11 protein-coding genes are annotated in these 11,864 nt (G+C 58.3%); 7 read left to right on the top strand and 4 right to left on the bottom strand.

Annotated elements, in window-relative coordinates; genetic code table 11:
• Nucleotides 1-51 precede the first annotated feature (51 nt).
• The 3 genes from rpmG to radC form a co-directional block, all read right to left on the bottom strand.
• On the bottom strand, nucleotides 52-207 hold the full coding sequence (rpmG, locus tag AC0B60_RS10645) for a 50S ribosomal protein L33 (RefSeq protein WP_465085777.1): 156 nt from the start codon (nucleotides 205-207) through the stop codon (nucleotides 52-54).
• Between the two features lie 11 nt (nucleotides 208-218).
• Nucleotides 219-455, bottom strand: coding sequence for a 50S ribosomal protein L28 (gene rpmB / locus AC0B60_RS10640; protein ID WP_027829915.1), 237 nt, complete (start codon nucleotides 453-455; stop codon nucleotides 219-221).
• 201 nt (nucleotides 456-656) lie between these two features.
• Complete coding sequence (gene radC / locus AC0B60_RS10635) at nucleotides 657-1,331, bottom strand: RadC family protein (RefSeq protein WP_465085776.1); 675 nt, start codon at nucleotides 1,329-1,331, stop codon at nucleotides 657-659.
• A 165-nt stretch (nucleotides 1,332-1,496) separates the two neighbouring features.
• Between radC and coaBC the strand changes: the two genes are divergently transcribed.
• From coaBC to argA, 7 genes are all read left to right on the top strand, one after another.
• A complete protein-coding gene (gene coaBC, locus AC0B60_RS10630) occupies nucleotides 1,497-2,687 on the top strand; it encodes a bifunctional phosphopantothenoylcysteine decarboxylase/phosphopantothenate--cysteine ligase CoaBC (protein WP_465085775.1) in 1,191 nt (396 codons plus the stop codon).
• A 36-nt stretch (nucleotides 2,688-2,723) separates the two neighbouring features.
• Nucleotides 2,724-3,185, top strand: coding sequence for a dUTP diphosphatase (gene dut / locus AC0B60_RS10625; RefSeq protein WP_465085774.1), 462 nt, complete (start codon nucleotides 2,724-2,726; stop codon nucleotides 3,183-3,185).
• An 84-nt stretch (nucleotides 3,186-3,269) separates the two neighbouring features.
• Nucleotides 3,270-5,897 carry a phosphomannomutase/phosphoglucomutase gene (locus tag AC0B60_RS10620; protein ID WP_465085773.1) on the top strand — a complete coding sequence of 876 codons (2,628 nt, stop codon included), beginning with the start codon at nucleotides 3,270-3,272 and terminating at the stop codon, nucleotides 5,895-5,897.
• Nucleotides 5,898-5,945: 48 nt separating this feature from the next.
• Entirely contained in the window at nucleotides 5,946-6,842 is an 897-nt protein-coding gene (argB, locus tag AC0B60_RS10615; RefSeq protein WP_465085772.1) for an acetylglutamate kinase, read from the top strand.
• A gap of 67 nt (nucleotides 6,843-6,909) precedes the next feature.
• Nucleotides 6,910-8,148: an LSm family protein gene (locus AC0B60_RS10610; RefSeq protein ID WP_465085771.1), complete on the top strand. Its 1,239-nt coding sequence runs from the start codon at nucleotides 6,910-6,912 to the stop codon at nucleotides 8,146-8,148.
• A gap of 27 nt (nucleotides 8,149-8,175) precedes the next feature.
• Nucleotides 8,176-9,336, top strand: coding sequence for an acetylornithine deacetylase (argE, locus tag AC0B60_RS10605; RefSeq protein WP_465085770.1), 1,161 nt, complete (start codon nucleotides 8,176-8,178; stop codon nucleotides 9,334-9,336).
• Between the two features lie 44 nt (nucleotides 9,337-9,380).
• Nucleotides 9,381-10,691, top strand: a complete 1,311-nt coding sequence (gene argA / locus AC0B60_RS10600; RefSeq protein WP_465085769.1) for an amino-acid N-acetyltransferase — start codon at nucleotides 9,381-9,383, stop codon at nucleotides 10,689-10,691.
• Here the strand turns inward: argA and AC0B60_RS10595 are convergent.
• On the bottom strand, nucleotides 10,688-11,731 hold the full coding sequence (locus tag AC0B60_RS10595) for an aminopeptidase (protein WP_465085768.1): 1,044 nt from the start codon (nucleotides 11,729-11,731) through the stop codon (nucleotides 10,688-10,690). The genes argA and AC0B60_RS10595 overlap by 4 nt on opposite strands.
• Between the last annotated feature and the right edge of the window lie 133 nt (nucleotides 11,732-11,864).

The following is an 11,864-nucleotide window of genomic DNA, read 5'->3' as shown; positions in this document are numbered from 1 at the left end:
GCAGGCACAAAAAAACCCGGCCGTGGCCGGGTTTTCTGGGTAACGAAAATCTTACTTGATCTTCGCTTCCTTGTACGCAACGTGCTTGCGGACAACCGGATCGAACTTTTTGATCTCGATTTTTTCCGGAGTGTTACGCTTGTTCTTGTTGGTCGTGTAGAAGTGACCAGTACCTGCTGATGAAACCAGCTTGATTTTCTCGCGCATGATGCGGCTCCTTAAAATTTCTCGCCGCGGGCACGAAGATCGGCCAGCACAGCGTCAATGCCTTTTTTATCGATAACACGCATACCCTTGGTGGATACGCGCAGCTTTACGAAGCGCTTCTCTGATTCAACCCAGAAGCGATGGTTCTGGAGGTTGGGCAGAAAGCGACGACGTGAGTGGTTCATCGCGTGAGAAACGTTGTTACCGGTGACCGGTCGCTTACCGGTAACCTGACAGACTCTGGACATACTTGCCTCCGACCTGAGCTTTGGTCCTGAAAATGCGTATTTAATTCGTTTAATCGGGTCTCTGGTTGCCACCTGCGCCTCAAAAATGCACGCTGCTCGCCAGACGCCGCCAGAAAGGGACGCTTTTATACCAGAACTGCCTCCCCAACGCAAAAATTTGTTGGGAATTTGGCCAGTTTTCCGGTGAAGCAACGCCTGAAGTTACATCAGCCCCCGTTCTGCAAGCGATATTACCTCACCATGGCCAACAACCATATGGTCAAGAACCCTGATATCCACCAACCCCAGCGCTTCTTTCAATCGCCGGGTCAGGGAAACATCCGACTGGCTGGGTTCTGCGACCCCCGAGGGATGGTTATGGGCAAAAATAACTGCCGCTGCGTTAAATTCCAGGGCTTGCCGGACCACCTCCCGCGGGTAGACGGCCGCGCCGTCAATGGTCCCCCGGAACAACTCCTGATAGCGAATCACCCGATGCCGATTGTCCAGAAACAGGCCGGAAAATACTTCGTGGGGGTAGGTGCCAAGGCGGCTGCAAAGGAAACGGCGGGTATCCTCCGGTGATCGCAATGGGTCGCCCTGGCGAAGCGGCTCATCCATCACCCGCCGGGCCATTTCCATGGCAGCCTGGACCTGGGCGTACTTGGCCGTTCCGAGCCCTTTGACGTCGCAGAACTGCCTGCGGGATGCAGTCATCAATCCCCGCAGGCCACCGAAAGCTTCGGTGAGGTGGCGGGCGAGCGCCATCACCGGCATGCCGGCAGTGCCCGTTCGCAAAAAAATGGCCAGCAGTTCCGCGTCCGACAGGCTGGCGGCGCCGTGGGCGAGCAGGCGTTCCCTCGGGCGTTCGTCGGTGGGCCAGTCTGAATTCGACATGATGGAGTCCTTTCTGTCGTGATTACGCGCATCCTGCGCTTTGAATGCCGGGGTGGTGTTCGCCCGGTGACCGGTTGGAATTCTAGCATGGCTGTGAGGCTGCCGGCAGCGCTCTGGCATGCTATCTTATAAGCCTTTCATTTCGTGATGAATACGGAGCCGTTAATGGCCGTTAAACGAATCCTGCTGGGTGTGACCGGTGGCATTGCCGCCTACAAGAGCGCAGAACTGGTTCGCCTGCTGAAAAAGTCCGGTCACGAGGTGCGGGTTGTGATGACCCGTGGCGCTGAGGCCTTCGTGACACCGCTGACGTTTCAGGCGCTTAGCGGTGAGCCGGTCAGAACCTCTTTGCTGGATCCGGAAGCAGAGTCCGGAATGGGGCATATCGAACTCGCAAAGTGGGCTGATCAGGTCGTGATTGCGCCCGCCTCTGCAGATTTCATCGCCCGTCTGGCCCAAGGTATGGCCGACGACCTGCTGACCACCCTGTGCTGTGCCACTGAAGCACCTATTGCGGTGGCCCCGGCGATGAATCAGGCAATGTGGAGTAACCGCAGAACCCAGCGAAACATTGAGCTGCTGGCCACGGATGCCCAGGTGACCCTCTGGGGGCCGGGCCAGGGCGCGCAGGCCTGCGGGGATGTAGGGCTGGGCCGGATGCTGGAGCCCGCCGTGTTGTTTGATCTGATTTCTGGTGCTACCAAAGGCCCGCTGGCGGGGCGGCGTGTGGTTATTACTGCAGGCCCTACCCGAGAGCCGATTGACCCGGTGCGCTATATCAGCAATTACAGCTCTGGCAAGATGGGGTATGCATTGGCCTCGGCCGCAAGAATGGCCGGTGCGAACGTTGTCCTTGTCAGTGGCCCGGTATCCATCGAAGCGCCAGCGGGGGTTGAAGTTCGCAGTGTGACAACGGCGCAGGACATGCTCGAGCATGCCAGTGGAGCCGTGGATGAGGGCTGCGATCTGTTTATTGCGACGGCGGCGGTGGCGGATTATCGCCCCGACAGCTGCGCCGGCGACAAGATCAAGAAAACGGACGAAGGCATGAGCCTGTCACTGGTGCGTAACCCCGACACCCTCGCTGCCATAGCGGCTCGTGCCGACGCGCCCTTTAGCGTGGGGTTTGCGGCAGAAACCCGGGACGTTGAGCACTATGCCCTCGACAAACTGGCACGCAAAAAGCTGAATATGATTGTGGCCAATGACGTGTCTGCGCCGGGGCTGGGCTTTAACAGTGACAGTAACGCCGTTATTGCTTTCTGGCCACAAGGCCGGGAGGTTATTGGGCCCGACACCAAATTGGCAATCGCCCAGCGGCTGATTGCACTGATTGGCGAACACTTAAACCAGTAGACTGGCGCAGCCAGTGCTCTCTGACAAGGAAAACAAATGACCCGAAAAACCTTTCAGGTACGCATCCTGGATGACCGGATCGGTCGTTCAGTTCCCTTTCCCGAATACGCGACGGATGGCTCTGCCGGCCTGGATCTGCGAGCCTGTCTGGACGCGCCGCTGTCACTGAAACCGGGGCAGACCGAACTGATAAAGACCGGTCTCTCGATTCACATCGCGGATACCTCGTTGGCGGCGATGATTCTTCCCCGCAGCGGCCTCGGCCATAAGCATGGCATTGTGTTGGGCAATCTGGTGGGCCTGATCGATTCCGACTATCAGGGCGAATTAATGGTTTCCTGTTGGAACCGGGGGCAAACCGAGTTCACCATCAACGTGGGTGAGCGTATTGCGCAGCTGGTGCTTGTGCCAGTGGTACAGGCAGACTTCGAAGTGGTGTCTTCCTTTGACGCCAGCGTGCGAGGTGACGGCGGCTTTGGTTCCACGGGAACGCGATGAGGCGCCAGGCGCAGATCGCTGCTCAGGGTCTATACTTCCCTGATAATTGAAGAATTCGGGCGAATAACACCTGCAGGATGGACTATGAAGCTTGGTAAAAAGAAGAACTCTGAGGACGCTGCACCTGATGCCAAACCGGACGGGAAGCAGACAAAAAAACAGAGCAAGGAGAAAAAATCAGCCACCGGCCCACGGCATAAACGGCTGACGTCCGTTGCCGTTTCCCAGGCTGTCGTGGTGGTACTGGCCGGCGTGGCTTCGGCAGCACTGCTGTATTTTCTGTTGGCGGTTCCGGCTGAGTCACGTCGCTATGAAACCCAGGCCGCTCTGGAGGCAGACGCCGTGGCTGTGCGTGTCAATCAACAGCTCGCCCTGCTGCAGTCCACGGTTGAGGGTGTCGCCGATCAGGATTATGTGCGCGCCGCACTGAGAGGAGAGGCCCCCCTGAGCGCCGCTGCGGCGAATCTTACCAAAGTGTTGCCGGATATTGAGGCCGTCTACCTCTTTCCCTACGGAGACATTCCCCGCACATCCTCCGAACCTACACTGGGTTTTTCCGGCCTGGACCTGGCTCGCCGCGCCGAGACGGGGCAAAGGCTTTTTCCGGATGCGTTTCCGCGCAGCGGTCAGTGGTATCTGCAGATGTCGACTCCGGTTCGCAACCCCCAGAGTCGAGCCGTCACTGGCAGTGTATTGGTGGTGTTTGATGCGGCACGGCTGCAACCCCTGATGACCGGTGTAAACTCGGCATTGGGCGGAGAGTTTTCCCTGGCGCAGTCGGTGAATGGTTCAACGCGTAACATCGTCAGCCGCGGTAGTGGCAATGGTCCGACGTACGAGCGGGATCTGATCAACCCCGACTGGAAGCTCCGATACACGCCTGCCTCCGCACCCGCGCCCCTTTTCAGTGGCACGTTGGCCATCGTATTTGCTCTGGTGCCGGCCCTGGTCGCCGCGATCATTGTCTGGGTTTTGCTCGGCAATGCCCAGCGAGGACTGCGGCAGGACGTAACCGCCGTTATCCAATGGGCACATAAGGTCTTTGGTGGCGAGCGGGTTAAGCCACCGGCGCTGAAGTGGGACATGGTGGCGTCGACTGCTGAAGTGTTGCATCGGCTCGCCCAGATGGTGGAAAAACGGGTCACCAAAGCCGGTGAGTCGGCACGGCCGAAACCGGGCAGCCGGCAGCCATCCCCCTCAACCGCTGATGAGCCGTTGTTCCAGGACAAAGATGTGCTGGACATTGATATGCTTGATGGCGATGACGATGTGCTGGGCTTTGGCGGGTCCGATGGCCTTGACGATACGCCCGACGTCGAAGAAGTCAGCCTGCCTGAGGCTGAGGTCTCAGACACCATATTCCGGGCCTACGACATTCGTGGCATTGTTGGCGAAACCCTGACTGCGGATATTGTCACCGTGATTGGCCGTGCCATCGGCAGTGAGGCTATTGAGCGGGGGGTGGACAGTCTGTGCATTGGATACGATGGCCGACATTCAAGTCCCGACCTGGCTGATGCGCTGGCGCGGGGCGTCATGGCCTCTGGATGCGACGTCATCCATGTGGGTGCCGTGCCCACCCCGGTACTCTACTTTGCGACGCACGAGCTGGATAACGGTTCCGGTGTCATGGTGACCGGCAGCCACAACCCAGCCAACTATAACGGCCTGAAGATCATGCTGGGTGGCGAAACCCTGTCCGGCGAAGCCATCCAGAAACTGCTGCAGCGAATTCGTACGGGTGACTTTGCCAGTGGTCATGGTTCCCAGTCTTCGGAAGATGTGCGCCGCGCCTATCTGGATCGTATCGTGGGTGATATTGCGGTTGCGGCACCGTTGAAGGTGGTGCTGGACGCTGGAAATGGTATCGCCGGGGAGCTCGCACCGCTACTGATCGAAGAGTTGGGCTGCGAAGTGATACCGCTCTACTGTGAGGTGGACGGTGATTTCCCCAATCATCATCCCGACCCTGGCAAACCGGAAAACCTGGCCGACCTTATTGAACGTGTGAAAGCCGAAGGCGCCGATATCGGCCTGGCTTTCGATGGCGATGGCGATCGCCTGGGCGTTGTAACCAACACCGGAAAGATCATCTGGCCGGACCGCCTGTTGATGCTTTTTGCCCGGGATGTGGTGTCGCGCAACCCCGGTGCCGACGTACTGTACGACGTAAAGTGCAGTCGTCGCCTGGCGGGCGTGATCTCCGAGGCCGGTGGGCGGCCAATCATGTGGAAAACCGGCCACTCGTTGATGAAGGCCAAAATGAAAGAATCCGGTGCGTTGCTGGCCGGTGAAATGAGTGGGCATATCTTCTTCGGCGAACGCTGGATGGGCTTTGATGACGGTCTGTATTCCGCTGCCAGGTTGCTTGAAATTCTCGGCATCGAAGACCGGCACTGCGATGAGGTGTTTGAGGATTTCCCCGAAGATATCAGCACTCCGGAGCTGAACGTGGCCGTCTCCGAAGAGACCAAGTTCCCGCTGATGGAGAAGCTGGGTCGCGAAGGGGACTTCGGTGACGGAAACATCAGTACCATTGACGGTATTCGCGTTGAGTTTACCGATGGCTGGGGCTTATGTCGGGCTTCCAACACCACACCGGTGCTGGTGCTCCGCTTTGAGGCGGAAACCGAGGAGGCGCTCGAGCGTATCAAGTCGGTATTCCGTGAGCAGCTTCAAAAGGCGGCTCCGGACGTTGTCGCGGATTTCTGACAGCTCTGGAATAATGAATCGATTTTTCTGACCAACAAGGCAAGATGAATGGCTCTGGATCGTGAAACAGCAATGCAGGTGTCGGCCGTACTGAGTAAGGGATTGCCCTATATTCAGCGGTTTACCGGAAAAACGGTGGTGATCAAGTACGGCGGCAACGCCATGGAAAATGAGGAGCTGAAAAGCAGCTTCGCCCGTGATGTCGTTTTGATGAAGTTGGTGGGTATCAATCCCATCGTGGTTCACGGCGGTGGTCCCCAGATTGGTGAATTGCTCGAGCGCCTCAACATTAAATCCAATTTCGTGAATGGCATGCGCGTCACCGACAGCGAAACCATGGATGTCGTGGAAATGGTACTGGGTGGCCAGGTCAACAAACAGATTGTGTCATTGATTAACTCTCACGGTGGTACGGCTGTGGGCCTGACCGGAAAAGATGCCAATCTGATCCGCGCCCGCAAGCTGGAAGTCATGAACCGTTCTGCTGAACTGCAGCGTCCGGAAATCATTGATATCGGTCATGTGGGTGAAGTTGCCAGCGTAAACGTGGAAGTAATCGACATGCTTACACGTAGCAATGTCATCCCGGTGATTGCTCCGATTGGTGTCGGTCCCGATGGCGCGTCCTATAACATCAATGCCGATTTGGTGGCAGGTAAGGTGGCGGAAGCCATGAAGGCGGAAAAGCTGATCCTGCTAACCAATGTATCCGGCCTCAAGAGCAAGGAAGACAAAGTGCTGACCGGATTGACCGCAAAACAGGTCAACGACCTGATTGACGATGGCACCATCCACGGCGGTATGCTACCCAAGATCCGTTGCGCCCTGAACGCCGTGGAGAATGGCGTTCGAACCTCCCATATCATCGACGGCCGCGTGGCCCACGCGACGTTGCTGGAAATCTTCACGGATGAAGGTGTCGGCACCCTGATCTCCCGTAACTGACCATTGCCGCCTGTTGCCTCGCTGTGCGGGGTAACAACCCGGCGTCACGCCCCAAGAGGACCACATCATGAAGCGCCTGCTGACCTTTCTGGTTATCCTGGCCCTGATAGGCTACCTGTCGTTCAAGGGGGCGGTCTGGTGGCTGGCTGACCAGCGGCTGGCCGATGCCCAGCAGGCGATTGAGGAATTGGGTGTTATTGATCGCGGTAATATTCGCTCGGACCTTGTCGGTCGACTGGTTTTGGGTGATGGCAGCTACCAGGATTTCCGGCTTACCCGACCGGTAGCGTTTGACCGGTTGATGTTCAATGCGGGCTCTCCGGTCGCCCTCGTGCGCGCGCTCCTGGACCCTTCGGATCTGCCCCCACATTGGTCATTGGTGGCGGAGAGCCTGAGGCTGGGACTCGACACCAACATGTTCCGCAACTGGGTCACGGCAGCGGGCGATGCAACCCCTGCATTGTTCTCACCGGTCTGTGGTCCTGATCATCGCCAGCAACTGGGCAGCGGTGATCTGATGCGTCTTGGTGTCAATGGTATTTCCGGTGAGGTTATGGTCATTCAGAGTAGCGATGGTCTCTACACCGAGTTGACGACGGCCAATGCCGGCAGCGTGGAACTGGACTGGCCCGGCGCTCGCCTGAATCCTCTGTCATTGCCGGCCCTGATGGAATCCACGCAGTCGCCGGTAACCGTAACATTGCGGGATGGCGGCCTGATGCGTCGAGTTGCGGCCTACTGTGCCCGGGAATCGGGTGTGGAAACCGGGGAATGGGCCGGTATCGTCATGGCAGCTTTTCGGGAGTCGCTGGCGGCCCGTGGCTTCGGCGCCAGTGACCAGTTGCTGGCCCTGTACCGGCAATGGCTGACAGAAGGCGGGGAGCTGACATTGGAATTGAACCCATCTGCACCGGTATGGGGCGTGCCCGTTCGCAGTGGAGAATCGGGAGACGCCAGCCTCACCGTTCGCTACAACCGTTCGGTCGTGCCCGATGTTTATCTTGAACGTGTAGAGCCTGCCGTACCGGACGTACCAGAGGAAGTGCTTGAGCCGGTGGTGCCGGGGGAGAATGTATCGGTTGTTGATGGCTGGAACCTGGCAGACCCGGAGAATGCTGAAACCTGGGTCGGCCGCACGGTGAGAGTTACGCTGGACAATGGTAATGTTGTGGAAGGCCGCTTGGTCAGTGTGGGCGACGAACGACTGGAAGTCGCACGGCTGATTGATGGCGGGGAAGTGGCGTATCCGATTGCCATTAGACTGATTGCAACGTTTGAGGTCTGGCGCCAAGGCCAGGCCCGCTAGCTCCAAAATAGGGGCGGAGAGTGTTCTATGTCCGGATCCATCCAACATCTGCCTGGCATTCGCGAGATGCTCACCAGGCTGATTTCACAGCCGTCGATCAGCAGTGCGTCTGCCGAGTGGGATCACAGCAACGAACCGGTGGTGCGTACCCTGGCCGAATGGCTGGAGCCCATGGGGTTCAGCGTCGAGATACTGGAAGTGCCCGGATTGCCCGGAAAGTACAACATGATCGCCACACTGGGCAGCGGCCCTGGCGGTCTTGTGCTCTCGGGCCACACTGATACCGTCCCGTTTGACGACAAGCGCTGGCAAAGCGACCCGTTTACCCTGACCGAGCGGGACGACCGCTGGTACGGTCTTGGTACCTGCGACATGAAAGGCTTTTTCCCGCTGGCCATTGAAGCGGCCAAGGCCTTTGTGGACCAGGACCTGAAGCAGCCACTGATCATTCTCGCCACCGCCGACGAGGAAAGCTCCATGGACGGTGCCAGGGCGCTGGCCGAAGCCGGTCGTCCCAAGGCGCGTTATGCAGTCATCGGCGAGCCCACCGGTTTGAAGCCGGTGCGCATGCACAAGGGCATCATGATGGAGCGGCTGGTGTTTGAGGGCCAGTCCGGCCATTCGTCAGACCCGTCTCTTGGTCGCAACGCGATGGAGGGCATGCACGAGGCGCTGGGTGAACTGCTGGCCCTGCGGTCGGGGTGGCAGGCTAAATACAGCAACCCCAATTTCAAGGTTCAGGTGTCGACCATGAACCTGGGCTGCATCCACGGTGGCGATAACCCTAATCGAATCTGCGCCCGCTGTGAGCTGCACTTTGACCTGCGGCCTTTGCCGGGCATGGACATGAACGGATTACGCCAGGAAATACTCGATAAGCTTCAACCCGTCGCTAGAAGCCGGGAACTGTCGCTGACATTTGAACCGCTGTTCGACGGTGTGCCGCCATTTGAAACCCCGGCCGAAGCCGAACTGGTCCGCGCCTGTGAGAAGCTGACGGGCCACAGTGCGGAAGCGGTGGCCTTCGCCACAGAGGCACCCTGGTTGCAGAAATTGGGTATGGAGACCCTGGTCATGGGCCCGGGTTACATCGATCAGGCCCACCAGCCGGACGAGTTCCTCGAATTGTCACAATTGGACCCTGCGGTAACAATCCTCAAGGGACTCATCAAAGAATTCTGCCTTTAGCCCCTATGAAGGCACCCAAAGCTGAAAACTCGCAGGAGAAGAGTTTGAAATCGAACGAATGGCTGCACGGATTCCGCCACTCATCGCCCTATATCAATGCCCATCGTGGTCGCACTGTGGTGTTGACGATAGGAGGCGATGCGCTTGCTCACGACAATCTGATCAACATTATCCACGACATAGCCCTTCTCAGTAGCTTGGGTATTCGACTGGTGGTGGCATTCGGTGCCAGGCCCCAGATTCAGTCACGTCTGGACGCTGCGGGAGAAGAATCGACTTTCCATCGTGGTTTGCGTGTAACGCCAGAGCAGCAGTTGCAGCCGGTACTGGAAGCCATCGGAGGGTTGCGGGCTTATCTGGAAAGCCAGTTGTCCATGGGGCTGGTGAATTCCCCCATGCACAATGCACGGATTAGAGTCAGCAGTGGTAATTTCGTCACCGCCAAACCGGTGGGTGTCCTTGATGGCATCGATTTCGGATATACCGGACGGGTGCGCCGGGTGGATGTGGCTGGTATCGAGAAGCTGCTGGAGTTGGGGCACATTGTGCTTTTGCCGCCTCTTGGTTATTCACCCACGGGTGACGCCTTCAACCTGTCGTACGAAGATGTGGGCAGCCAGGTTGCCGCCGCGTTGCAGGCGGAAAAACTGATTATGTTCACCGAGAATCAGGGGCTGCTGGATGAAAACGCCGGGTTGATCCGGGAGTTGTCCGCCCGGCAGGCATCCGACCGGCTGGCCGCTGACATGGTTCAGGGCCATGATAGCGATCTGTTGCGGGCGGCGTGCGATGCCTGCGTCAAGGGCGTGCGCCGTGCCCATATCATCAGCTATACCGACGATGGCGCCCTATTGGAGGAGCTGTTCACCCGTGACGGCTCCGGCACGTTGGTCAGTGGTGACAACTACGAGCAGATTCGCCAGGCCCGGGTAGAAGACATCGGGGGGGTTCTCGGGCTGATCCAGCCGATGGAAGAGCAAGGTATCCTGGTGCGCCGTTCCCGAGAGATGCTGGAAACCGAAATCAGTCGGTTTGTAGTGGCTGAGCGGGACGGCACGATTGTGGGATGTGCTGCGCTTTACCATTACCCCGATGAAGGCGCGGGCGAGCTCTCATGTTTCGCCGTGGACCAGGCTTATCGCCGCGCCGGTCGCGGCGACGATATCCTGGCGATGGTTGAAAAGCTGGCCCGGGGGCAGGGCGTTCAGCGGTTGTTTGTGCTGACCACGCAGACCGAACACTGGTTTCGTGAACGGGGGTTTCAGCCCTCCACGGTGCGTGAACTGCCGGGGCCGAAGCTGGCGTCATACAACACCCAGCGTAACTCAAAGGTCTTCGTGAAAGCGTTGTCCTAGATCGGACAGCCTGCGCTGGCGGATTTCCCGGGACTGCCCTGCCAGGGCGTCCACGGCGCTATAGAAGTCGTCGAAGTTGCCAGCATGGTCCCGGAGTAGTTGCCGGAAGGCGGCACATGCTGGTTGTACTGGCTGAACAGGGCGAGGTTGGCGTTGTTCAGTCCGGTCGGGGTCCTTCCAAAGGGCCCCGGCTGTTCCCAGGTTGCTGACAGGGTTTGATACTCGTCCTGAAGAGTCTGGAACAGCTGCGCTTTTTGGCGCCGTAGTGCCGTCTTGGGCAGCGTGTCCTGTTGCTCGTAAAGTGCTTCCAGCTGCCGGGAGACCTCTTCGACCAGCGCGAGGGTCTGGTTGCGTTGGCGTAGCCGCGCCAGCGCCCTCTGAAACCCTGAACTGTCGCCCTCTGTCTCCATCCACAGTCTGAGGCCTTCCAGTTCCACGGCGGTTGCGAAGCTCTCGTTAAAGGCAGTATCGTCGCTTATATAGACCACGCGATGCGCCAGTTCATGGAACATCAGCGCTACCATGCGGTTGTCTGGTAAGGACGTGAAGCCGGTGTGTAGAGGGTCGTCGAACCAGCCCAGGGTTGAATAGGCGGTGACGCCACCGATGAACGTATCGTAGCCGTCTTCCATAAATGATTGCTGCTCATTCCGGGCGTTTTCCAGCTCGTAGTAGCCCCGGTAGGCCTGGCAGCCGACCACCGGATAGCACCATTGATGGGCCTGCAGGGAAAACTCCGGAGCGGCCACCAGGTTGACGACCACCCAGGGCCGCCCGAGTTCAGCGTACTCTGAAAAGGCATCTCCCACTGGCAGTGCCAGACGATGTGCAGCAAAGCGACGGGCTTCGTTCGCCACCAGGAGTTTCTGTTTCAACGCCGACGGCGTTGATGGTGCGTCGATCAGCCCGGACACGGGTTGCGTGGACATTATCAGTGACAGGTGGCCACTGACCGCCTGGCTGTAATAACCTAAAGTCGTACACCCTGAAAGTGTCGTTATCAGTAGCATAACGAGGTAGATCTGACTAAGCTGTTTCATAGTCCAGGCTGTTATCTTGTGGCTGGCTGGCATAGCTGCCAGGCGCTATATTATAGCCATGTTCCCCCAATTAGCAGGTAGCTACCGCTGCCTTTCAGGGATACCGGCCGGTGACAGAAACAGTTTACCCTAT

The organism is Marinobacter sp. V34, from assembly GCF_055524115.1.
Note: the sequence above shows the minus strand (reverse complement) of the source record. Positions and strands in the feature narration are given on the sequence as shown.